The following is a 22,792-nucleotide window of genomic DNA, read 5'->3' on the forward strand; positions in this document are numbered from 1 at the left end:
CTTTGGCTGATTTTGCTGAAATAAAGCCTCGTTTATCGTCCCTCAAGCAACGACCTGTTTCATCAACTAAATCAATGTAACTTGATAGATAAAAGGACCAATCAAGGACATACATTACTTGTGGATGAAGAAATCTTTTTTTTGACTGAATATTTGATTGATAGTTGAAGAAATAGATACCAGTTTTGAGCTATTGGATACTGGTTTGTAGTGTTTGTTGAAATATCTTGTGTTTAGCCTGATTTAGACCGAGTTGGACGTCTGCAGACAGTATCTGCTGATTAATTATTGTGAGTTATTGGGCTACTCCAAAGCAGGTGCAAGCTTAATTCCAAGCGTCCATTTGCGTTTAGTTTTTTTAGAATAATCTTTGAGCTGTTGAGCAGTCCCAACGGCTGTGAAACCGATGGATTTAAAGCCTTTTAATTCGTCCAACCATGAATCGGGATTGATACCAATTTCATCAATAGCTTTGGCGGTTTTATTTGAGATAAAACCGCGTTTGTTTCCTCGAATACAGCGTCCAGTTTCATCAACCAAATCAATGTAGCTTGATAGATAAAATGGTAAGTCATTTTCTGTTTTGCCGAAACCTGAAAGCCATGTATTACTGTTTTCAATTCGCTCTTTAATCGAAGTGAATTCTGAGCCCCTCAAATCCTTAGCCATAGCTGCCCTGATTGGGTTCAAATCAACGTAAGCCATACAAGTCAGTAACGCACGTTTGTCGAGTAATGCTTGACTCTTAAAGCGTGATTCCCAAAAGTGGCCTGTGCACTTATCTTCTTCATTGGCCATGCGAGCAATGTACTCATTGATTGACTTCATATACCACGAAACAGACATCAGTCGAGCACGATACTCAGCCACATATTCCTTAACTTTACGAAGCTCAGCTTCGGTATTAATTTCACCTTTAAGATAACGATCACAAAGTACAGGTATTGAGTATAAAGAACACCAAGTCATAAGCACCTGAGTGGCGTTCCATTCTTCATTCGAATTAACCTTCAAAACGATGTGAAAATGATTGCTCATGATGGCATAGGAACACACATCAATGGCGAAGACTGAAGTGACTTTTTTGAGGGGTAATCAGGGACATGCATTACTTAGAAACTAAAAAGAGGGGTAATCAGGGACATGCATTACTTAGAAACTAAAAACCAAGTTTTTAGAGCGGATTGTGTCTAATAATTGATTAATTTGAACTGCTATTTCATAGCAATGAGTCCATTTTTTTGATGAAGTCGGTTTTTAAGCTGTTCTGAGGTGGTTTTGGCAGATTTGAGCCGAGCCTGACGATTGCAGACATGATCTGCTGGTCAGGTTTTGATGGTTTGTGGGCTATTCCAGTGCTGGTGTAAGCTTAATTCCGAGCGTCCATTTGCGCTTAGTTTTGGCTGAATAATCTTTCAGTTGTTCAGCGGTTCCAACAGCGCTAAACCCGACTGATTTAAAGCCCTTTAATTCGTCTAACCAGGAGTCTGGGTCAATACCAATTTCATCAATGGCTTTGGCTGATTTTGCTGAAATAAAGCCTCGTTTATCGTCCCTCAAGCAACGACCTGTTTCATCAACTAAATCAATGTAACTTGATAGATAAAAGGGTAGGTGATTATCACCTTTGCCGAAGCCTGATAGCCATGTACTAGTGTTCTCGATTCTCTCCTTGATTGAAGTGTATTCCGAACTCTTTAAATCCTTCGCTATTGAAGCCCGTATCGGATTCAAGTCCACGTAAGCCATACAGGTCAGTAATGCTCTTTCATCAAGTAGGGCTTGGCTTTTGAACCTACTTTCCCAGAAATGCCCTGTACACTTATCTTCTTCATTGGCCATACGAGCAACATACTCATTGATGGACTTCATATACCACGAGACCGACATTAATCTGGTGCGGTATTCAGCGACATACTCCTTGACTCGACGAAGCTCAGCTTCGGTGCTGATTTCACCTTTCAGATAGCGATCGCAAAGAACTGGTAGTGAGTACAAAGAACACCAAGTCATCAGCACCTGAGTGGCGTTCCATCCCTTGGTTGAATTGACCTTCAGAACGATATGAAAATGGTTACTCATGATGGCATAAGAACACACATCAATTGCAAACACAGATGTCACCTGTTTGATGCGATCAATCAGCCATTGGCGACGGTGCTCAAATGACTTACCTGATACCTCATCTTCACCACAAAGAAAGGCCCTGCGAACACACCTAGAGACGATGTGATAATAAGGCGTTTCCTCGATACAAATTTGTTGATTCCTTGCCACAGTCATACAAAAACTCCGTTTAAAAGTATGATTTTGGACTTTTAAGGCAAAATATTCTGTAGCAATTCTCTGATGAGTCTGTAAAAATATTCCTACGGGATGCATGTCCCTGATTAGTCCCTGATTAGTCTTATATCCGTCTATAACCTACTATAGATGCATTAAATAATTTCCTATAATGTAAGAAATCAACAACTTATGATAATATCATGGTTTTTTTAATGCATTTATAACAAGGTAAACAGATGATAGTATGCATAAATGCACCTATAATAAATTGTTCGATAAAGAAATGAACCACGACGCACTAAAGATTCTCGAAGATGCAATTTCCGACGTGGGCTACTGGCGCTATTGGTTCTCAGAGAAAGAAATGTTTCAGATCGAGTTTGGTGGCACACAACTTCACAACTCACCTCAGGAAGAGAACTCTCCACCTTCGGGAATTTTGGCGCTTAGATTCGTAAAGCCTTCATCAGTGGTGGCAATTGTTCGAGGAGAAGAAGAGGATTTTGAGTGGTTCGATAAGCTCTCCAAAGACGAAATAGAACCATTCACCGTATCATACGAAGAGTTCACGCTAACTGACTCATCACTAGCCCAAGAAATCATTCAAGGGGCTAAGAAGAAGAAAGAGATATCTTGCAGTAATGAGCAGTTGCCCAAGAAGGGTGGCTTTTATCTAGCGTTCTGGAGTGGCGATGTTGGAATGGCGATCCATGCGGAGCATGTGCAAGCGCTGAGTCACGATGGGGAATTGAGTCCAGAACTTATCAAAGAGAAGAATTCAAAGTGGTGGACTTATTGGAGAGAATATTGGGATAGAAGGGATACGGATGCAGCCATGCCGCAGGATTATGCGTGTGAGGTCACCATTCCAGCAGGCACAGAAATTAATATCGAACAAGGCAGTGGAGGCAACGGCTAACGCCGCGCCTCACTTTTGACGTTAAATCACAATCATGAAAATCATTTCAAAAATATATTTGTTACTAATTTTGTCTTTAGGGAGTGAGGCTGTTATGTCCAGTGAAGTCCCGGACTGGGGAGGATTGGAAGTATTTAAATACAAGATCGATTTGACGAAGGTTGGCCCCGGAGTCTTTAGTTTTCTCGATGAGGAGTATTTAAAGAAAAATAAGGAGGTAATAGTGTTGACTTTTATGTCTTCAGGTTACGTTGAGCAGCATGGTTTTTCTGGTGAGAGTATAATTGGAGTAATGCCAGTAAGCGCCGAAAGGTTGGATTCGGAATCTTTTACTCAAAACAGCGCCTTTAGGGTCTTGGTGCAATCATTAGCAATTCGAGCAGACGAGCCAGGTTTACAAGACTTTATTGACAGGGATAAACCGGAAATGGTGGCTGCAATTGACAGAAGAACCGTTGATGTAATGAGTGAGGTTCCCAGCGAAGACATAATTGGTGTTTATAAAATAACCGGCAAGAAAATTACGAATTTTGAACCAAATAAGCACTATAAGTTTATTACTGGATCAGGTATAGCTAAGCTTACGCCAGGTATAGTAGAAGAACTAAAACAGATATATGGTAGCGAGGCCGGATTTAACAAAGGTAAGCACGATGACAAATAAAAGCTCCGGCTTCACCTCCGCTTTCATTTGCTCGTGTTACCGACGTTATACGGCAAGGATAATATGAAGCACGGAGTTAAAATAATAGCTATGGGAATACTTTCACTATTTAGTTCAAAGGCAAATGCCTCGGTCGCGGCTGATTTTTGGAAATGGTTTCAAAAGAATGACGAGATGATTTTCAATTTTGAAAATGATACAGAGAAAACCTTCGATATACTATCTGCTGCTCTGACAAAAGTAGACCCTGAACTTACCTTCGAATTTAGCCCTGTTCGTGATAATGGAAAGAGGGAGTTTGTAATAAGTGCAGGCGGGATAAAAAAATCTTTCCCTTCAGTTGAATTACTATTCAATTCAGCTCCTAAATTAAAGCAATGGATAATCGTAAAGTTTCGTCCCAGAAGAACACCACTCAATGATCTTACTTTTGGCGGTATTTCAATAAAATCTGATGATGTTTACTACAATTTATATAAAGACGACGATAAGTTGGGTGTCATTTTGTTTTTTGATAATTACAGCGAGGAACAGCACTCAACTTATGGGAACCTTGGCTATCTATTTTTGGATGAAGCTCTTGGAGAATATGACGTTGAAACTAAGCTAGGTTTTATTGAGTTTCATAATAAAAGCTCAGAGTACTTTGTCGATGCCAAACCACTTAAAGAGCTGGCAGAGCAAGTCGATGAGTATTACGATAATTAGTTGTAATGTCGTATAACAAGTCACTCAAAAGGACAAATAACAGTTGGTTTTTGTTCGTTCGTCGTTTATTTTAACCAACTGTTATTTGCCTCTTAGTGAAGCGTTATAACTCTATGAAACGATCAATACTCCTCTTAGGTCTCTTTGTTAATTTCACATCGGTGGCAAGTTCTCCAAGGGCATTTGATATTGAAAAAGTTTCATCATATGGAAAATTGTTGGGCACTGAATATTATGTTAATTTAGATGCATCTAAAGAATATATTAATGAAGCTTATAAAGTAGAAATAACATTAGAGATAAACAGGGTAAAGATGCAAATTCCTACGGAAGTTTTAAATGGATTTAAATACATTTCTTTAAACTCAATAGATATTCAATACCATTACGCTTCAATTGTAGTACTTCATGAAAATAATTATTTACCACGAGAAACATTTTCAATGAACATCGAATCTTCTGACAATAAAGAATGTGAAAACGATAATTCAGTTCTAAAATCTATCAATTTTACTTTTGAGTTAGACGGTTCTCTTCGGGAGATAGAAACGTTTGACCGATGTGAGTTATAACAAAGAATTCAACGTGACATTTACTGCCTATAAGTCACTATTTCAATTAAAGACTAAGCAAGCATTAAAAAAACGTTAATATAAGCGTTATGTGAATAAAATAAAATCTGTCCACCTTCCTTGAGTTGATTCAATCATTCAGGCAATGGAATAAACGCATCTTCATCACCAGGCACTTTTTCAAAGCGCTGGTGACGCCAATCATCCTTGGCTTGTTCTATGCGTTCCTTGCGGCTGGAGACAAAGTTCCAATCGATGTAACGCTTGCTGATTTGTTCGCCGCCAATCAGGGCGATTCTGGTATGGTCTTGAGTCGCTGTGATGGTTATTTCAGCTGAATCCAAAACGGCCATTTGCAAGGCATTTAAGGGTTGTTGGTTGATATCGATTTGACCATTGGCCACATACAATCCCCGTTCTTCAGCAACGGGTAAAATCAAACTTTGGCCTTGGGCCAAAGCAGCTTCAATGTACAAGGTCTCGGCAAAAGTTTTGACCGGTGAAGTCAGGCCATAAGCCGAACCCATCAGCACCCGCACCGCCACGCCGTCGATGTCAGTGGCGGGTATATCGGCACTGGCATAATGATAAAAAGCCGGCTCGATTTCCTCATCGGCTTCAGGCAAAGCCAGCCACAACTGCAATCCATGCAAACGATGTTGTTGATTGCGCACCTCGTCGCGTTCTCGTTCAGAATGAACGATGCCTTTGCCTGCGACCATTAAATTAACATCGCCTGGGACAATCGGTTCACTGGAGCCCAGTGAGTCGCGGTGCCATATTTCACCTTCGAACAAATAGGTGACTGTGGCCAAGTTGATGTGTGGGTGCGGTCTGACGTCGATGCCTTTTCCTGCAGGAAAATCTGCCGGTCCCATGTGATCAAAAAAGATCCAAGGGCCAATCATTTTCTGATTGGCTTGCGGTAGGATCCTACTGACTGAAAAGCCCCCCAAGTCTTTTTTGCGGGGCTCAATGATGTGTTTGATGTGGTGGTTAGGGTGCATGGTACGAATCGATTTTAAGTCATGATAATTCTATCATTTATTGATGTGAGATGGACAGGCCAAATGGCAGCTACCCGAAGGCCATGGTTAACCCCGTGTCACTGGGCTGCTTCAAAATCATTGGCAAAAATGAGGTCAAAAGACAAGGTGTTTGAGAATATGATGACCCCAGCTTCGTTGTCAGCGATGGCCAAGACTTGATCGCTGACCGTCACTTTTTTTGCCAATCCTGGGGTGTTTAAACCAGATAAGTAAACCGGTTGGGTTGGGTCAGTTACATCGTACATCATCAATCCATACAATGCACCAGCGGCCAGATAAGCCACATTGTTGTGAACTTTTACACCTTCCATGGTAAAGATGAAGTCAATGTCTGCCACTTCATGCGCCATGCTGGGAATGCTGGTGTCCCAAATACGTAAACCATCGGTGTTATTGGCAATGTACAGGTAGTTGTCGACCCAATCAATACCAAAAACAGGTCTGTTCAAAGTGTGGGTAAACAAGGTTTGTGGGTTGGCTTTGTCTGAAAAATCAACCAAATAAAAGCTCAATGCACCCGCGATGGCCAACAAATCACCGCTTTTAGCCACTTGACGTGCGGCGCCTTCCGACCATTGGGCCAGTAAATTAATTGAACCATCCTGGCTGATTTCCAACCACTTTAAGCCCTGGCTAGACACATCGCCACCGACGATCACTTCATTGTCATCAACCACCAGAATTTCATGGTTGCTGGAATAGCCTAACAAGTCATAAGGTGGTAATTCGACGGGTTGGGCTGGATTTGAAATGTCTGTTATCATTAATTGATTTGATGTGGTTCCCAGTACCAAGTCACCCAGTATGACCCCAGAAGTGAATGAGGATTCAGGATATAACCAAGCCATCAGGTTTGGTCTGGATGGGTTACCCAAGCTGAGCAAGGCCAAGCCGCTGTTGTCTGTGGCTGCTAACACGTAGCGGTCATCGCTGAAAATATGGATCGAGTTTTGTAACAAAGGCAATGCTTGAACCAAACTGGCTGAACCTTCTGTGAGGGCAGTTGATAGGTCATGACTTTCCAAATCATGATTGACAGTGAATGCACTGGGTGTAATCACATGAGCCACTTGATCGTCCAAGGTAAACCTGAATGCACCGGTGGTGGTTTCGTATAACAACATGGGGTTGTTGGGGTCTTGGATGTCAAATACTTTCAGCCCATCATTCAATTCAGCAACCACCAGGTGATCGGTACCCATGGGCCTGACACCTCGAACATAATTGGTTTGGCTGTTGTCCATATCAAGCAAGGTATTCACAGCGATGACTGGTGAAGTTTGTAATTCAATCACGTTCAAGCCATCCAAGCCCTTGTCCAAATAAGCTTTGTCACCAGCTATGTGGATGCCGGTTAACCGGCTGAAATTACTGTCACGAAACACCAAAGACATCTGATTGATGTCGGTGATATCCACCACCGACAAACCATCAAAACCATCGGCAATCCATGCATGGTCTGCATAGATTTCTACATCCCAAACGGAATTGATTCCCAGTTCAATGTAATCACCAACAATCTGAATGTTCAGTGGGTCACTGACATCCAAGGCAAACAACCCTTTGGGTGTTACCGTGGTGATTAAGGTGTTGTTGTCTTTGAAGGCCATGCCATAAGGGGCTCCACCTTGGTATTGTGCTGGTAATGTGCTGGCAGCGAAATCAAATCGACCCAACAGGTAAATGGATTCTGGATCGGCTATATTCAATAAACTGACCCATTGTTGTTTGTCTGAGGCGGCCAATTTTGTTCCATCAGGACTGATGGTTAAATGCTCGATGGGACTGAGCAATCTAAAAGAGGAGTGAATGGCCGGTTGGTGATTGGCGTTGACAATTGCTACATGCAGTACGCCGCCTTCGGCAAAAAACAAATAATTATTGCCATTGGCTTGGTGCGATATCAACGTGTTGGCCGGTCCATAAGGCCAGTGACCTGCATAGTCAAAGTCAGCCAATTGGGCTGCGGCCCAATGGCACAGGATCAGTAAAATTACGCCAGTCATTGTTCTCATCACAAACCTCTGCACAATTGAAAATAAGCAGGTTAGCAAGTGTGGTATTTTTATACTTGAAATTAAGCTGAAAAATTCATGAAATAAATATAAATGCCCACGGCAGACTCAATATTCACCTTAATTCAGTCAAGTCAGGGGAGGTGGTTATGCCAAAGGGGTTAGACCTTACGCAGGGTGAGGTTGATGCGGTGTGCCCCCAGGTTTGGGTGGGGAATGCTGTGTTTGGTTTTCACACCATGGTAAATTAATCGAGCTGAACGACCCCATACCATCACATCACCATCATACAATTCAATTTCCAGTGGTTTGTTGTTGCGTGCATCGCCGTAAATTTGAAATCGTGCACTCATGCCCAAAGACACAGAGACAATGGGTTGGCTCAAGTCAGGTTCATTTTTATCTTGGTGTGCGGTGAGTACTCGGCCTTGTTTGTAGTGGTTGATCAGACAGGCGTTGGGTTGAAAATTCTTGAAATTGGCATGTCTGGCAGCGGTCAATGCCAGTTGTTTGAATGGCTGTGGCATGGCGGGCCATGGCCGCTTGGAGCTGGGATCTTTGGCAGCATAACGATAGCCTGTGGGTTCACTGATCCAGCCTAAATCGCCACAATTGGTCATTGAGATATTGAGTTTTTTACCGCCTGGGGTGTGCATGAACCGAAAGGGGGCTTGTGCAGTGACGGCTTTGACCTCATCAATCAATGACTCATATGAAGTGAAATTCCTGAGTAAATAAATGTCTTTTTGAATTTCTTCAATCAGTTGGCTGTTGGGTGAAAATAAATCATTCATGGTTTTATTTAAACATGTGCATCAGCAAAAGCCAGAGAAAATTGACCTGTTATAATGGGTATTTTCTCATTGGTATTTCTGTCTGCAGTGAAAGTTGATTTTGTAGGGCTGTTTTCTGTATGAAAAATAATCAGTCAAATAGAATGGCAAAAGTGAAAAGCATTTTTCATTACCTCAGCATAGGTTCAAAAGCAGGCAAAATACCTGAATTGGATGGTTTGCGAGCTTTGGCCATATTGTTGGTTTTATGCCATCATTTCATGACCTTTTACAGTGAAAATCACGGGTCATATGTCAGGGGGTTGTTGCCTGAAGCCGTCAGTCATTTGTTATTCAATGCCTGGTTGGGTGTTGATTTATTTTTTGTTTTGAGTGGATATTTGATATTTCATCATCTGCTCAATGTGCAGCAACATCCGAATAAAAAGCAGACTTATGGTCGCTATGCATTGAAACGTGTGCTGCGCACATTTCCGTTGTATTACGCCATCATTTTGTTGGTCAGCTTGGGTTTAATTCCTTATTATCGAGTGGCTGCAGCCCCGTCTGAGTACTTGGTTCATTTTTTGTTTTTACAAGATTATTTGGGTGCCCACATATTGGTGCCATTGTGGTCATTGGCCACGGAAGAAAAGTTTTATATTTTGGCGCCGATATTTTTGCTGCTGACCAGGCGCTTATCACCGGTTAAAACCATTGGGATCTTGGTGGTCTTTATGTTGTTTATGCTGGCTCTGAAAACTGTGGTGATGATTCAGTCTGACCAAGTTTTGAATCACACCAAGTTCTTTGAACAATACCGGGCACCATTTCACTATGCCATGGTTTCAATTTTAGTGGGTGTGGTGGTGGCGATTTTGGCTCGACTGCCATCATCGAGCAAACGGCACAGTGCGGTTGTGGTGGCCACTGTATTGATTATTGTCATCATGTTGTTTACCAACTTATACAACCCAGAAAATTGGCTTGGACTGAATATATTACATTTACTGGTGGTGATGATTTTTGGTGTTTGGGTGTGGGCAGCGGTTAAAAATACAGGAGCATGGTATCTGCGGTTTTTAACTGGGCGGGTACTGAGGGTGGTGTCTGTCTTGTCATATTCACTTTATTTGACCCATTATACGGTGTTACCATGGGTTTATAGATTGCATAAACAACATGTGACCAGTGAACAAGCTTGGATTCATGCAGGCAGCTTTTTGTTGATTTACCTTGCGCTCACAGTCGCATTCAGTCTGTTGTTGCACTACTTGATTGAAAAACCGTTTTTAACCATCAAAGATCGTTTGTAGCGCCATCAATCAACGATATGACAGGCCCATTTAATGTGATGATTTTTTCAAAACAAAACCAAGGGTGACACAATGACAGATCCTTTAGAGCCACCAATCAAATCAGCTTCTCAAACAGCAAGAACCAGCCCTGAGCGTTTGAATTTCATTATTGCCGTCTGTGCGATATTAATCTCAGCGGCTTCTTTCTATGCCACCTATTTACAAGCGGATGCAGCCAACAAGCAGGTCAAAGCCATGACCTTACCGTTGATTCAATATGGTCACGGCAATGCCATGGGTGATGATGAAAAAGTGATTAATTTCTCATTAAAAAATGCCGGCATCGGACCCGCTTTGTTGCGTACAGTTGAGTTTACCTACCAAGGAAAAACCTATGATCATATTTTTCAAATTCTCAATGATTGCTGTAAAACAGTGACTGACTTGTATTACACCGAAGAAAAACACGCCGCCAATGACTTACCACAGTTCATCACCAGCCCTTTGGTCAATACCATCATTGCTGGGCAAGACAACCATGTGTTTTTGAAGTTCAAGTACCATGAAAAAACCAAAGAATTGTGGGAGTTGTTGAATGAGATCAGGTTTGATTTTGAATTTTCAGCTTGCTATTGTTCCATGTTAGATCAATGTTATACCGTGAATGAAAAAGCCGAAAGCCAAGCAGTGAAAGCCTGCCGCTAACTCAATCTATTGACTTTAAATGGGTTTATTTGAATTAATTTGAAACCTTTTTGTATCGGCTGTGTATAGTTGCTTATGAACAGCTTGAATACACATAATGAACCTGATGCCAAAATCTAACAGCCAGCAGAAAGCAGCACCATCGGTGCTTGATCTAGAAGAGCGTACTTGGCTGGGAGCCCATTTGCGAGGAGATCAACAGGCTTTTGCTAAGTTGATGCAAGCTTATAGAAAGCCAGTCTATAGTTTCCTGGTTCGCAATGGCATAGATTCAGCATGTAGGGACGATGTGTTTCAAGAAGTGTTTCTTAAAATTCACAAGTCAGCCCACAGTTACCAAGCCAATCGCCCGTTGAGTCCCTGGATATTCACCATTGCCATCAACACCATTCGCAATTTCCAAAGAAAAGTCCAACCGGCGATTCTGAGTCTTGAAGCCGCAGCAGTCATTGAGGATGAAGCACCATCGCCAGACAGTACAGCACAATTGGATGAAACCATTGATTGGTTGGAACAAGCAGTGATTCAATTGCCACCGGCACAGGCGGAGGCATTTACTTTGTCCATCATCAAAGGCATGAAAATCAAACAAGTGAGTGAAATTCTTGGATTGCCTTTGAACACCATAAAAACCCAACTCAGGCGCGCTCGTCAAACTTTGTTAGATTCATTTCAATCAAACAAAGACAATCACCCAGGAGTCAAACATGACCAATGATATGAATAAATGTGATGACATCAGAAGTCAGTTATTTGAGTTAAATCCAACTGATTCATTGACCGAAAGTATGAAAAAACACTTGGATCAATGCGCCGCTTGTTCAAGCGTTCATCAAGACCTTATGGCCATCAATCAAGGGGTTCAATTGATGCCCGAACACGATGTTTCAGATGCAGTGTTTGACCAAACTTTGCAAGCCATACAAGCTGAAAAAACACCCAGTCACTTCAGACCCAAAGGCATCAATCCACAATGGGCCTCTGGACTGGCAGCTTCATTTGTGTTGGTGGCTGTGGCAGGCTTGATTTACAACGGTTCAATTTCTGAATTCCAAGCCGACTTCAATCAAGTGCCTGCCACTTCAGAGGTGGGTGCTGACACCAAAACTCGATACAATCAGACCAACAAAGAGGCCGTTTCAGTCAATAAACCGGCAGCCGAAGAAGACAGAAAACGCGATGCCAACAAAGCAGAAACAGCAAGACAAGCTGGTGGCTTTACTGCAGCAGAACCCGAGATGAACGAGACAAAACCAGTGTCAGCGGAGCGGGTGGTCAATGTCCCTTTGGAACAATCAATCCCCGCCAAACCCAAGGCAGTTAGTGCTGGTGTGCTGGCAGAAGTTTTGGCAGATCATACAGCCAGAAACGATGGGTTGGTAACCGTTGAAGACAGATTTGAATTCGCTGATGATGAACAAGATCGCAGACAATCAGTGGGAAAAGCAGCCGTTACCGGTTCAAGATTAAAGCGATCAGAACCCTTGCCAGTCATTGAATCAGCTCATGATGCGGATAAAACGTTGGATCAATTACTGCCCCATGTGCAACAGGTAGTCCCTGAGGCTGCTGTTGATTATGACCAAGGCGCTGTTGAGCTTAAAAAGCAACAAGACCCAGTGGCTCAATTCAAGAACGCGGAATTAATGGCGTCTAAGGCTGAGAAGGGCGATTTAAAACCCAGTGCTGTGAGCACACCCAGGCGAGGTACACACAAAGATGGTTTGTTGGCCAACATGGAAGAAGGTGAAGCTTTTGCTTCAGACGATTCAATGGCAGGTGCTTTGGGTAGCGGCGCGCCCACTGACCAAAGTGTTGCCATGAAATACTTGGCAGATTTACAAAATACAGCACACCTTAAGTTCAAATCTGCCACCGGTTACTGGGCCAACAGTTATTTGCCCGGTGATCCAAATATGCGTTGGATCCAAGCCCAATTAAAACAAGACCATGGCTTGAACCTTCCGTTGATCCAACAAAATGTACAGCCATTTGATTATCCGACCCATGCCGCGTTGGCATTGTATTTAAACAGTGACCACCAATCCTTGAACGAATCTGGACCAACCAGAATGCGTTTACAAGTGGGTGTCCAAGCAGGTCAGCAAAAAGGCGGTCATCGCTCGGCCTTGAATTTGGCGGTGGTATTGGATTTGGGACTACCGCAAAAGTCATCGATGTACAAACAAGAGTCTATGGCTTTATTGCAAGCATTGCTTAAAGCCAAACAGCCGACCGATCAAATTTCAGTGTATGTTTCAGGTGGTGGCCAACTGATTGCTGCTGATGATTTCAGACATGGTCCCATTCAAGTGGCATTGGACCAATTGTTCAGCCAACCACAAACCAATGAATCTGATTTGTTGCAAACCTTAGCAACCGCCCATGCTTGGTTGAAAAGTCAAGATGATCCCAATGCAGTGTTGGGTTCCAGTGCGGTGTTGTTGGTCTCTGCCAATCAGGCATTTGCCCAAACCACTGACCTTGCTTCAATCGAGACAAGGGTGCAACAAAATGCCATTGATGGCATCACCCTCAGCACCGTTTCATTGGCTGGAATTGAGCACAGATTGCCCTTGCAGCGATTGGCATTGTTGGGGCAGGGTCACAGTCGTGTCTTGGCCGGCGCTCAAGATGCGCAAAGGTTGATTGATCAGGAACTGTTGGTGTCTTCTCGTGCGGTGGCCAGGGCTTTGCGTTTACAAATTAAATTGGCCGAAGGTGTTCAGTTGATTGATGTATTGGATTCGTATGCTTTGAGTGAAGCCCAAGCCCAGAAAGTCAGGGATGCCGAACAAAGTTTAGATCAAAGGATGGCGAAGAATTTAGGCATTGCAGCTGACCGTGGTAAAGACGATGACGGCATACAAATAGTGATCCCCAGTTATTTTGCTGGTGACACCCATGTCATCCTGTTGGATGTATTGGTTAATCGGCCGGGTCCGGTCGCGGAAGTATCGGCCAAGTACAAAGACTTGATCTATCTGCGCAATGCCACCAGCCAAAAGAGTTTACATCTGAGCACCGGACAAAACCAATTGGGCCCATTGGAATTGAATGTGATGAAAAATGTGTTGGCACAGCATTTGAGCCATACTGTTAAGCAGGCCAGTCAAGCCATTCGGCGCGGTGATCAAACCACTGCCGTGATGAAATTGCAGCACATACTTGAACTTTACCAAGGCATGAGACAACACATTCCAGCTTGGAAGTCAGATGCGGAAATGCAACAAGACGAATCCATCATTCAACAATACTTACATTTGTTGAACAGCCAATCTTCGATAAACCCCAAACAATATCAACTGATTGCTGATTCCATGCGTTTCATGAGTTGGCGAAAGTTAATCAGCCACAGTCCTTGACTGACCCAGTACTCACTCAACCAGTTTCACCATAACCTTTAATCACGTCTAATGATGGTGCTTTGTTGCGCCAAAAAAAAGAACAAAACCAGAGGATAAAACCATGAAAATATCACACCTGTTGTTATTCATTTTAGCGACATGGGCTTATGTCATGTCAGCCCATTCACAATCCACCGCTGAGGCAGTCGTCAGTCAGCCTGACCTGCACAACAATGGCGATGTCAGGATACCGCTGGCAAATTACATCAAACTGATTGAAGACGCCAGAAATCCAGATTTGCCAGCCCCGGCTGCCTATGCCATTGGACAGTCTGATGTGACGGTTAAGCTCAGTGAACTGGACGATCGCACCACGGCATACGTGACAGTCAATGCGCGCATCGAAGTGTTTGAGGATCAATGGAGTTTGATTCCGATTCTGCCCTATGGTGCAGCCATCACTGCAGTGACCATCAACGGCAAGTCGATCCAATTGGTACAAAATGCTGAGTGGATGTCTTGGAGTACCAACCAAGCGGGTACCGCCAATTTACAAATCAGTTATTCAATTGATGCGGCTCGATCAGACCAAGGCCATGTGGTTCCTGTGCCCATACCGCGTGCATCTTCTACTCAATTAACCGTTGAGTTTTCTGGCAATGAGTTGGACATGGCGGTGATTCCAGCCTCGGATGTCAAAACCAGTCAACAAAATAAAATCAACCGAGTCACTGCCAACATCCCAACCACCTCGGCCTTGTTGATTTCATGGCGAGTGCCAAGCAAACAACCTTATGTTCTCAGCCGGGCCAAGTACCAAGGGCAACTGCAGGACAAAGCCTTTACTTTTACTGCCGATTATCAAGTGGAAGTGTTCACGGGGGAGTCCATTCAATTGCCCTTGTTACCTAACTCAGTGACCTTAAATGACGTAAAAGTCGATGGCACAGCGGCCACCATCTTAGACCAGGAAGGTCAATTCAAAGTGTTGTTGCAAGGCAGGGGCAAACACCAAATCACTGTGGTTTTTCAATCAACGGTGAAGCAACAACAAGGGCCGCCAAGTGTGTCATTCCCTGTCCCTCGTGTCGCCATTTCGGAATTTGAATTGGTCTTAGCGGGCAATAAAGACATCAGCTATTATACGGGTCAACCAGACATCCAATTGCAACTGGACCTCAAGCAAATCAATGGTCAGGTGAACAGCCAGTTCAAAGACAATGTCACCATTGGCCAAACCTTTATTCCGATGACCGATGTAGTCACTTTTGCCTGGATAGACGCCATCCCCAAAGACAGCAAAACCGAAGTCAGGGCCAATGCCAATATCTACCATGCCATATCCGCCGAAGAAGGTGTGTTGTACGGCAAGGGTCTGGTGGATTATGAAATCACCCATGGTGAAACATCCACCTTGTCGTTTCAAATACCCGCAACTGCGCAGGTGAATCGCATCACGGCAGTCACCGCTGGGATTTCAGATTGGACCGAAGCAAGCACCGATGAGGTCAAAACCATCAAAGTATTTTTAGACCGAAAAATCAAAGCCAATTTTCAATTGTTGGTTGAGTATGAACAGTTGTTGGGACAGCAAACCACAGCAAACAATGATCCAGCAGCGCTTGAAGCGATCAAAGTCCCCCTGATCAAAGCCTTGGCCATGCATCGCCAACGGGGTATAGTGGCTTTGTTGGTGGGCAGCGAACTGACCCTGAAGCCAACCAAAGAACAAGGCGTCACCAGGGTGGGTGAAAATCAATTGCCGGCTTTTTTCCGCAACCAAATCAGCCAAACCATTGCCCACACGTTTAAATACACCAGTGACATGCCACAACTGACCGTGGAAACCATGGCGCCGATCAGAAAACAGGGCAAATACGATGCCCAAGTTGACACCTTAATTTCATTGGGTGAGGTCACCATGCGAGGCAGTGCGGGGATTCAAATTGATGTTAAATCAGGCACCGTGTTGGCTTTGGATTTTGCCATCCCAGCAGGCGTGAATGTATTGCATGTCACCGGGCCGTCTTTGCGCATCCACAAAGTCATCACTGACCCAACCAAGGGTGCTGGCGCTGAACAATTAATCAAAGTTGAGTTCACCCAAGAAATGACCGGGCAGTTTCAACTAGAAGTTAATTATGAAAACATTTTGGAGGACAGCAAGTCTGAGTTGGAAGTGCCAACCATCCAAGTCACCGGTGCTGAGGTACAACATGGTCGAATTGCGGTTGAAGCATTGACTGCGGTTGAAATACAGGCCTCAAAAACCCTGCAATTATCAACTCTGGAGATCAATGAATTGCCACAACAATTGGTGTTAAAAACCACCAACCCCATATTGTTGGCATTCAAATACGTTAACTCCAATACACCACACCAATTGAGCCTTAAAATGACCCGCCACCAAGAGTTGGCGGTTCAAGTGGCGGCGATTGAAACTGCCAACTACCAAACTTTGATCACCGATGATGGCTTGGCAGTAACCACAGCGCGGTTCGATGTGCGTAACAGCCGTTTACAATTTTTGCGCTTGAGCCTACCGCTTGAGTCTGAAGTCTGGTCGGTATTTGTTAATGGCAAAGCCGAGAAACCAGCCAATGCCAATAACAACGACACCCACAGTGGCCAAAAAGACATTTTGATTAAAATGCTGAATTCGGCCACTGGGTTTCCAGTTGAAGTGGTGTATGCCACACCGATTAAGCAAATGGGCTTGTTTGGTACCATTTCATCGCAATTGCCACAACCGGACATGGTGGTGACACACAGTTACTGGGATGTTTATTTGCCGGTGGGCCCAAATTATCAGGCGGTAGAAAGCAACATGAATCTGGTGACAGCCAAGCAATGGGTTGACCCAGCCAGGCATGCCACTTTAGGCGCCAAACAGGGCGCATCGCAGGTGGGTAAACCTTTGCGCATGACGGTGCCACAACAAGGCATTCAATACAGTTTTGAAAAGTTATACGCCAACCAATCTGATTCTCAAGCGGGCTTTCAAATCAGGTATGCCTCAGCGACTGGAAATCAGGTGGGCCTGTTGGTCAGTATCATCAGTGTGTTGATGATCTGGCTGGTCATTTTCGCCATCAAATCAAGTCAGCTGTCGCCACGTATTTTGGTTCCAGTCTTTATGCTGGGCTTGGTGGGTTTGATCTTGTCATTGGCCTATTTAAAATCCAATCCGGTGGCACCTTTGAGTACCGCATTGGCCGGCGGTTTGGTGTTTTTAATCATGGTGTTATCACCCAAATTTAAAAACAGGCAGTAACCGCAGCACACTGCACCATTGGCTGCATGATCCAGTCAATGGTGCTTTTTTATTTCAGGGCCAGCTTATGCAGTGGGTGAGGATTTTTTGGCTTTGATGGCATAGACCATCGGTACATGATGGTCTTTGTGTGTTAAGTAAAACCGGCCCTTTTGTTTTTCTTGCATGCCGGCAAAACAATTGTAAGGACTGTAATCAAATTCTTCGACCGACTCAATGACCAGGCCAGCCTTGATCAAAGCATTGATCACATCGCCCATTGGATGAGCCCAAACCGCAAACTCATGCTGGCTGCCATCGCAGTTTTCAGTGTAAGTGTCTTCCAGGCTGATATCTGGATCGTCCCGATGGAAGTACTCATAGCCTGCCATCAAATCAATGATCGGATGAAATTCAGCCATGTAAAAAGTCCCACCGGTTTTTAAACAACGACTGATCACTTGTGCCCAGCGAACTAAATCCGGTAACCAACAAATCGCGCCGTATGAGGTATAAACCAGGTCAAATTGTTGTTGATTGGACTCACCAAAGGAATAAACATCGGCAGCTATGAAGTCAGCCTTTAGCTGTGTTTTTGCTTTTAATTCATTGGCTTTTTGGATGGCGGCATCTGAAATATCAACCCCAGTCACCTCAGCACCCAGTCGCGCCCAAGACAAACTGTCCAAACCAAAATGACATTGTAAATGCAACAATGACAATCCAGCCACATCAGGCAAGGCCGCCAATTCAATTTCATTCAAAGCCGTTTTACCAGCGAGGAAGCCGGGTACGTCATAAAAATCAGAATTGAAATGGGTTTCTACCCTTTGGTTCCAAGAGTGTTTGTTGGTCAGGAAATAGGACATGTATGCAATGCCAAGGGCTGTTTAAAAGGCATATTATAATAAAATGTGAATTAAAACGAAGGATTTGTGAGTAACGTCTCTTTAGTCTGCGTACATACGTACTATCATTCATGGCTTAACAGAGCGCTTAAAGCGAGGTTTCGGTATGAAAAAGTCAGTGGTTGTTTGGTCGCTTTTGGTTTTACTGCAGGGTCTGCAAGAATTAAAAGCACAGGTTGATTATGACATCGTTTACGTCAGACAAGTCAGGTTTGGCGACATGGTCAACACCACATGGCCGGAAATTTTTCATCCGGGGCGGATGGATGCAGGTGCTGATTTGATGCTGTTACACCCTGATGGTTCGGAAGAAATTTTAGTGGATTGTGAAACTTGTGGCGTCACCGATCCGGTGGTGTCATTCGATGCACAATGGGTCTATTACAGCTATTTTTATGATTTAAGCCAAGGCAGTCTGAATACCCAACGCGGTGATTTGCCGCACCAAGGTGCTGACATTTATCGCATTCATTTAAATTCACGGGTGATTGAACAACTGACATTTGGCGAATTCACACCAAATACTGGCGCAGGTCATTGGGATGAAAGCAACCCCTTGAATCCCAGTTCCGAATTCAATCGATTGGGCTATGGCATTTTAAATTTAGGACCGATGCCCTTACCCGGCGGTCGTTTGGCTTTTACCAGTAATCGCAATGGATTTGTTCCGACCAAAGGTTTTACCAACCCCACCATGCAATTGTATGTCATGGATGTTGATGGTTCCAATGTGGAAGCCATTGCACCGATGACCATTGGCAGTGCGCTGCACCCCACAGTCTTGAACGACGGGCGTTTGATGTTCTCCAGCTATGAAGCCCAGGGAATTCGTGATCGTCGACTGTGGGGTATTTGGACCATAGAACCAGACGGGCGTAAATGGGAACCGTTGGTCAGTGCCATGACTTCACCCAATGCTTTTCACTTCATGACCCAAAATTCAGCCGGTGAAGTGATCGTGGAACAATACTACAACTTGAACAACAATGGCTTTGGTGCCTTGTTTAATTTGCCTTTGGATGTGCCACAAGGACAAGCCAAGTTTGGCAGCCCATTTCCAAACCTTAACCCACAGATAGATCAAACTGTCAGTCAGAATATTGGTGTACAACCTTTTCAAATGCCTTTCACTCCATGGGGTTATGAGGCGCTTACACCGATGACCCACCCAGGTGACAGCGCCGCGCCGGTTGGCAATAACAATGTGGATCGGGTGGGAAAATTCACCCAACCTTCGGCGGCACCTGACAATGATTTGTTGGTGGTTTGGACGCCAGGGCCGGCCAATGATTTGAACCGACCCACCACCATTCCTTATTACGATGGTGGCTTGTATGTGATCAATGACAGTGCTCAAGTTTGGCAACCAGAAGATTTGTTGTTGCTAAAAAATGACCCAGATTATAACGAAGCTTGGCCGCGTGCGGTGGTCACTTGGCAAGCCATTCATGGCAACCCGGAACCGGCCACTCGAGATTGGTTGCCGAATGATGGCACTGAACACCCAGCACTTGAAGCGGGCACGCCTTATGGCTTGGTGGGAACCAGCAGCTTGTATAAACGCGATACCTTTCCGGGCCGGGGCCGAGCTGAATTTGATGGTTTGGATCCATTCAACACTTCACAAAATCGAACCAGCAGTAATTGGGATTGGCAAGGGGCAGATGCCGGCAAATACCAGGACAGTGACATCTGGGCGATTCGAATTCTGGCAATGGAACCGAATACTGATCGCCGTTATGGACCGAATGCGGCCCATTATGGAACCGCCACAGATTACTATAATTTTGCCAATGAGCGCCTGCGCATCATGGGAGAAATACCGGTCAGAAAATCCAATCCAGACAGCAGCCCAGTGATGGATAATGACGGCAATCCTGACACCAGTTTTTTGGTTAAGATCCCTGCCGACACCCCGTTTACATTCCAAACCATTGATCGCAAAGGCATGGTTTTGAACATGTCACAAACATGGCACCAAGTTCGTCCAGGTGAAATGCGGGCTGATTGTGGTGGCTGTCATGCTCACAGCCAACAGTCTTTGGATTTTGCCACCACTGCAGCTAATTTACCCAATTACAGCATCCAAGATTTATCCACGGTCACACCCATGGTTACTTTGAATGAAAGCGGAGAAAATGAGGTGGAAAACGTGCCACAAAACATGGTCGATGTGGAGTTTTTCCAGGACATCAGACCGGTACTCCAAAACCACTGTATCAGTTGTCACAATGACAGCCAACTGGCTGGTCAATTGGACTTGTCAGACCTTACATTGGTGGAGGATTTACCGGGTGATTATCGACGTTTGGCGAAAGATGAATCGGCTGAGTTTGGCCACCCACCGGTGATTCAAAATGGCGTCTGGCGCCAAACCAACGCCAGCCGTTATGTTCGAAAGTTCCAAAGTCGTCGCAGTTTGTTGGTATGGAAAATTTTTGGTGAACGCTTGGATGGCTGGGACAATGCAGACCACCCCACAGCATCAGTTCCAGGCGATGCCAACACCTTGCCCAATGGCGCCAATCCAGATCAGGCCGATTTGGATTTCATTGCCAGCACGGCACATCCCGCTGGCGGCATGACGGCTTTAAGTATGGCTGAGAAAATGGCAGTGGCACGTTGGATTGATTTGGGCGCGCCAATTGATTTGTCGGTGATCAGAGGCAACCCTGGTTTGGGGTGGTTTTTAGATGACCTAAAACCCACCTTGACCATCAGTTCACCACGACTGAATGACAACCCAGAGCCAATCAACCAAATCATTCTGGGTATCGCCGATGCCAACTCAGGGATCGACTTTTCATCTTTATCCATCACCGCCGATTTTATAGTCAATGGACGACCGGCTGACACTGAATTGAGTGACTTGGCCAGTCAAACCAGCGCAGGGGTGTATCAAATCAACCTCGATCAAGCGTTGCCAGCTGACCAGACAGAACGGCACCTCAGGGCCGAAGTGGCAGACAACCAAGGCAACATCAAACGGGTGGATGTCAGGTTTTACACCACCAACCCAGACATCATTTTTTCCGATGGATTTGATTGACTTATTTGGTATTGACAAAAATTTATGGTGTTATGAAATAAGTGGGTCATTATAAAAACTGTCACGTCATTGGTTGTGATAAATAGCAAGTGATGACAGTAATTGCCATGCCTGTTTTAGTTGGCTGTGTGTAAATTTTCATTTTTTTCTCAAAAACCAGCCAAATATTCATAAAAAAGGTACTTATGGTTTTTTACTCATCTTTGTGCACTTATAATGCGACGCAATATCTGTCATGGATAAGGTTAATTGTTTAATGGTTATTATGACTTTAAAAAGCAAAAATTGGTTGAATGCAAAAACAGTTATGGTGAATTTTTCTTTCAATTGGCAGTAAATTAGAGAAGAAAACGTTGAATTTTATTTTAATTAGATGAGTGAGTAAATGATGAAAAAAAATATTATATTGAAAGTTTTGTTTGTGACCACCTCTTTGGTTCTAAGTTTTTCAGTACTTTCTGAGCCAGGTTCAAATGGCCCAGGTGCCGCAGGAATGCATAAATGTAGCTTTCATTATGAAGCGCCATGGGGATTGGTTCCAGAGGGGACATTAGAGGCCTGTAAGGGCTCACCTAATTGGGGAAGCGCTTATAATCAACACATAAAAGACACAGAAGAAGTTGTCAATGGTCAGTTAAAGTCTCACAATCCAGAACATTGTGTAGTCACAGAGCCATTCAGTTGATTGACCACAGTCAATTGATTCGGTTACTATACCCGCTTCTGAAGTGATAAATTAACAGAGGCAGGTATATAAGTAATGAATAAAAACAACATATTGAGAACAGCCAGTTTATCTTTGGTATTGGCTTTTAGTTTCACCCCATACGTTCTGGCTGGTGGAGTTGGGATGGAGGGTGCTTTTAATTGTAGGTTACATGAAGAAGCACCATTTGCCACTGTTGATGTAGGCAGTGTAGATGCCTGTGATGCAGCCATGCCATTCAGACACAGAAAAAATCACATAGCAGAAACGGGAGGAGATCAGTCCGTCGGTGGTTCAGCTGGCAGTGATCCAGATACAGCCACTCACAATCCCAGAGATTGCATTGTGGTTGAGCCCAATAATTGATATCAACATGACTTGAATTGGGCGGTTTAGCCAACCGTCCAATGATTTGGAAAAAAGACTAATTTAAAATTGGCTGTACATATCAGATTGAAATACCTACAATCAGGTCAATTTCATTTTAATCTGTATTTGTGCGAAGAAACCTGCCTTCCCATCTTTTGGCGCATCCATTTT

At 44.1% G+C, this 22,792-nt stretch carries 18 protein-coding genes; 12 read left to right on the plus strand and 6 right to left on the minus strand.

The window, feature by feature from the left end; translation table 11 throughout:
- Window positions 1-303: 303 nt before the first annotated feature.
- Both CCS90_RS04640 and CCS90_RS04645 read right to left on the minus strand, forming a co-directional pair.
- Entirely contained in the window at window positions 304-1,038 is a 735-nt protein-coding gene (locus CCS90_RS04640; protein ID WP_099018316.1) for a transposase, read from the minus strand.
- Window positions 1,039-1,347: 309 nt separating this feature from the next.
- Window positions 1,348-2,283 carry a transposase gene (locus CCS90_RS04645; RefSeq protein ID WP_099018749.1) on the minus strand — a complete coding sequence of 312 codons (936 nt, stop codon included), beginning with the start codon at window positions 2,281-2,283 and terminating at the stop codon, window positions 1,348-1,350.
- Window positions 2,284-2,530: 247 nt separating this feature from the next.
- Here CCS90_RS04645 and CCS90_RS04650 point away from each other — a divergent pair, with 247 nt between their 5' ends.
- The 4 genes from CCS90_RS04650 (at window position 2,531) to CCS90_RS04665 (ending at window position 5,149) form a co-directional block, all read left to right on the plus strand.
- Window positions 2,531-3,205, plus strand: a complete 675-nt coding sequence (locus tag CCS90_RS04650) for a hypothetical protein (RefSeq protein WP_099018317.1) — start codon at window positions 2,531-2,533, stop codon at window positions 3,203-3,205.
- Window positions 3,206-3,239: 34 nt separating this feature from the next.
- On the plus strand, window positions 3,240-3,869 hold the full coding sequence (locus tag CCS90_RS04655) for a hypothetical protein (protein WP_099018318.1): 630 nt from the start codon (window positions 3,240-3,242) through the stop codon (window positions 3,867-3,869).
- 63 nt (window positions 3,870-3,932) lie between these two features.
- Complete coding sequence (locus CCS90_RS04660; RefSeq protein WP_099018319.1) at window positions 3,933-4,577, plus strand: hypothetical protein; 645 nt, start codon at window positions 3,933-3,935, stop codon at window positions 4,575-4,577.
- A 113-nt stretch (window positions 4,578-4,690) separates the two neighbouring features.
- On the plus strand, window positions 4,691-5,149 hold the full coding sequence (locus CCS90_RS04665; protein WP_099018320.1) for a hypothetical protein: 459 nt from the start codon (window positions 4,691-4,693) through the stop codon (window positions 5,147-5,149).
- Window positions 5,150-5,283: 134 nt separating this feature from the next.
- On the opposite strand, the gene CCS90_RS04670 is transcribed toward CCS90_RS04665, so the two are convergent.
- From CCS90_RS04670 to CCS90_RS04680, 3 genes are all read right to left on the minus strand, one after another.
- A complete protein-coding gene (locus CCS90_RS04670) occupies window positions 5,284-6,156 on the minus strand; it encodes a pirin family protein (RefSeq protein ID WP_099018321.1) in 873 nt (290 codons plus the stop codon).
- Window positions 6,157-6,254: 98 nt separating this feature from the next.
- Complete coding sequence (locus CCS90_RS04675) at window positions 6,255-8,213, minus strand: LVIVD repeat-containing protein (RefSeq protein ID WP_099018322.1); 1,959 nt, start codon at window positions 8,211-8,213, stop codon at window positions 6,255-6,257.
- Window positions 8,214-8,374: 161 nt separating this feature from the next.
- Entirely contained in the window at window positions 8,375-9,007 is a 633-nt protein-coding gene (locus tag CCS90_RS04680) for an alpha-ketoglutarate-dependent dioxygenase AlkB (protein WP_099018323.1), read from the minus strand.
- 143 nt (window positions 9,008-9,150) lie between these two features.
- Here CCS90_RS04680 and CCS90_RS04685 point away from each other — a divergent pair, with 143 nt between their 5' ends.
- From CCS90_RS04685 to CCS90_RS04705, 5 genes are all read left to right on the plus strand, one after another.
- Window positions 9,151-10,302: an acyltransferase family protein gene (locus CCS90_RS04685; RefSeq protein WP_162846810.1), complete on the plus strand. Its 1,152-nt coding sequence runs from the start codon at window positions 9,151-9,153 to the stop codon at window positions 10,300-10,302.
- Window positions 10,303-10,374: 72 nt separating this feature from the next.
- Complete coding sequence (locus CCS90_RS04690) at window positions 10,375-10,989, plus strand: hypothetical protein (protein WP_099018325.1); 615 nt, start codon at window positions 10,375-10,377, stop codon at window positions 10,987-10,989.
- 97 nt (window positions 10,990-11,086) lie between these two features.
- On the plus strand, window positions 11,087-11,707 hold the full coding sequence (locus tag CCS90_RS04695; RefSeq protein ID WP_099018326.1) for an RNA polymerase sigma factor: 621 nt from the start codon (window positions 11,087-11,089) through the stop codon (window positions 11,705-11,707).
- Window positions 11,697-14,354 (plus strand): vWA domain-containing protein, encoded by a 2,658-nt coding sequence (locus CCS90_RS04700; RefSeq protein WP_099018327.1) that lies wholly within the window; start codon window positions 11,697-11,699, stop codon window positions 14,352-14,354. The genes CCS90_RS04695 and CCS90_RS04700 overlap by 11 nt, the downstream gene beginning before the upstream one ends.
- A gap of 103 nt (window positions 14,355-14,457) precedes the next feature.
- On the plus strand, window positions 14,458-17,610 hold the full coding sequence (locus tag CCS90_RS04705) for a hypothetical protein (protein WP_099018328.1): 3,153 nt from the start codon (window positions 14,458-14,460) through the stop codon (window positions 17,608-17,610).
- A 65-nt stretch (window positions 17,611-17,675) separates the two neighbouring features.
- On the opposite strand, the gene CCS90_RS04710 is transcribed toward CCS90_RS04705, so the two are convergent.
- On the minus strand, window positions 17,676-18,458 hold the full coding sequence (locus CCS90_RS04710) for a class I SAM-dependent methyltransferase (RefSeq protein ID WP_099018329.1): 783 nt from the start codon (window positions 18,456-18,458) through the stop codon (window positions 17,676-17,678).
- A gap of 145 nt (window positions 18,459-18,603) precedes the next feature.
- On the opposite strand from CCS90_RS04710, the gene CCS90_RS04715 reads away from it, so the two are divergent.
- The 3 genes from CCS90_RS04715 (at window position 18,604) to CCS90_RS04725 (ending at window position 22,618) form a co-directional block, all read left to right on the plus strand.
- Window positions 18,604-21,546 carry an HzsA-related protein gene (locus tag CCS90_RS04715; RefSeq protein ID WP_099018330.1) on the plus strand — a complete coding sequence of 981 codons (2,943 nt, stop codon included), beginning with the start codon at window positions 18,604-18,606 and terminating at the stop codon, window positions 21,544-21,546.
- A 388-nt stretch (window positions 21,547-21,934) separates the two neighbouring features.
- Window positions 21,935-22,231 (plus strand): hypothetical protein, encoded by a 297-nt coding sequence (locus tag CCS90_RS04720; RefSeq protein WP_133566483.1) that lies wholly within the window; start codon window positions 21,935-21,937, stop codon window positions 22,229-22,231.
- A 75-nt stretch (window positions 22,232-22,306) separates the two neighbouring features.
- Entirely contained in the window at window positions 22,307-22,618 is a 312-nt protein-coding gene (locus CCS90_RS04725; protein WP_099018332.1) for a hypothetical protein, read from the plus strand.
- Window positions 22,619-22,792 lie beyond the last annotated feature (174 nt).

It is taken from the genome of Marinicella litoralis (genome assembly GCF_002591915.1).
In the GTDB taxonomy this organism is placed as follows: domain Bacteria; phylum Pseudomonadota; class Gammaproteobacteria; order Xanthomonadales; family Marinicellaceae; genus Marinicella; species Marinicella litoralis.

Coding starts and splice junctions, on each gene's coding strand:
- CCS90_RS04640 (WP_099018316.1), bottom strand. CDS start 1,038: ATGAGCAATCATTTTCACATCGTTTTGAAGGTTAATTCGAATGAAGAA.
- CCS90_RS04645 (WP_099018749.1), bottom strand. CDS start 2,283: ATGACTGTGGCAAGGAATCAACAAATTTGTATCGAGGAAACGCCTTAT.
- CCS90_RS04650 (WP_099018317.1), top strand. CDS start 2,531: ATGCATAAATGCACCTATAATAAATTGTTCGATAAAGAAATGAACCAC.
- CCS90_RS04655 (WP_099018318.1), top strand. CDS start 3,240: ATGAAAATCATTTCAAAAATATATTTGTTACTAATTTTGTCTTTAGGG.
- CCS90_RS04660 (WP_099018319.1), top strand. CDS start 3,933: ATGAAGCACGGAGTTAAAATAATAGCTATGGGAATACTTTCACTATTT.
- CCS90_RS04665 (WP_099018320.1), top strand. CDS start 4,691: ATGAAACGATCAATACTCCTCTTAGGTCTCTTTGTTAATTTCACATCG.
- CCS90_RS04670 (WP_099018321.1), bottom strand. CDS start 6,156: ATGCACCCTAACCACCACATCAAACACATCATTGAGCCCCGCAAAAAA.
- CCS90_RS04675 (WP_099018322.1), bottom strand. CDS start 8,213: ATGAGAACAATGACTGGCGTAATTTTACTGATCCTGTGCCATTGGGCC.
- CCS90_RS04680 (WP_099018323.1), bottom strand. CDS start 9,007: ATGAATGATTTATTTTCACCCAACAGCCAACTGATTGAAGAAATTCAA.
- CCS90_RS04685 (WP_162846810.1), top strand. CDS start 9,151: ATGGCAAAAGTGAAAAGCATTTTTCATTACCTCAGCATAGGTTCAAAA.
- CCS90_RS04690 (WP_099018325.1), top strand. CDS start 10,375: ATGACAGATCCTTTAGAGCCACCAATCAAATCAGCTTCTCAAACAGCA.
- CCS90_RS04695 (WP_099018326.1), top strand. CDS start 11,087: ATGAACCTGATGCCAAAATCTAACAGCCAGCAGAAAGCAGCACCATCG.
- CCS90_RS04700 (WP_099018327.1), top strand. CDS start 11,697: ATGACCAATGATATGAATAAATGTGATGACATCAGAAGTCAGTTATTT.
- CCS90_RS04705 (WP_099018328.1), top strand. CDS start 14,458: ATGAAAATATCACACCTGTTGTTATTCATTTTAGCGACATGGGCTTAT.
- CCS90_RS04710 (WP_099018329.1), bottom strand. CDS start 18,458: ATGTCCTATTTCCTGACCAACAAACACTCTTGGAACCAAAGGGTAGAA.
- CCS90_RS04715 (WP_099018330.1), top strand. CDS start 18,604: ATGAAAAAGTCAGTGGTTGTTTGGTCGCTTTTGGTTTTACTGCAGGGT.
- CCS90_RS04720 (WP_133566483.1), top strand. CDS start 21,935: ATGAAAAAAAATATTATATTGAAAGTTTTGTTTGTGACCACCTCTTTG.
- CCS90_RS04725 (WP_099018332.1), top strand. CDS start 22,307: ATGAATAAAAACAACATATTGAGAACAGCCAGTTTATCTTTGGTATTG.